The 698-nt window shown below is 44.1% G+C and carries 1 pseudogene; it reads left to right on the forward strand.

The window, feature by feature from the left end:
• Positions 1 to 698 (forward strand): annotated as a pseudogene (locus tag C1E58_RS11905) (IS5/IS1182 family transposase); the annotation flags it as partial.

Below are 698 nucleotides of genomic sequence, written 5' to 3' on the forward strand. Positions count from 1 at the left end.
TTTCGGGCTAGCACACACGCCAATCAGCTCATCAAATCTGCCTTCATCTACTTCACTCTCCTCCTCAGAGAGAATGGATTGATTGAAGATGAGGCTCTCTTCATTGACGGGACCAAGGTAGAAGCTGATGCCAACAAGTATTCTTTCACGTGGAAAAAGGCCGTTGAACGCTATGAAGATGCCTTGAATGGAAGTATTTCAGCCCTCTATGACAATCTAGTTCAAGAAGGGGTGAATACTGCCTTGTCCCAGGAAGAATGCCTCACTAGCGAGGGACTCAAACAACTCCTCCATGAGACAGAACAAGTATTGGATGAGGTGGAAGAAGCTATCTCACAAGAGCCTAAATCCATTAAAGGTGGATCAGCCAACAGACAGAAACGAAGAAGAATTAAGAAACTCAAGAGAAAGTTGAAAGAGGATTGTCTTGTTCGGAAACAGAAGTACGAACGAGATAAGCAGATTTTACAAGAGCGAAACTCCTACTCTAAAACGGATCACGATGCAACATTCATGCGGATGAAAGAGGAAGAAACAGTCTGGGGAGAGACTGTTTCTTCACGAGCCTTGAAATAAAAGAGCGAGTATGAAGAATGGTCAGCTCAAACCCGGTTACAACCTTCAACTTGGTACAAACAACCAGTTTGCCTTAGCTTACGGATTGTATCCGAATCCAACTGACACTCGTACACTCAAGC

The sequence above is a fragment of the Streptococcus suis genome, assembly GCF_002964575.1.
Lineage (GTDB): Bacteria > Bacillota > Bacilli > Lactobacillales > Streptococcaceae > Streptococcus > Streptococcus suis_R.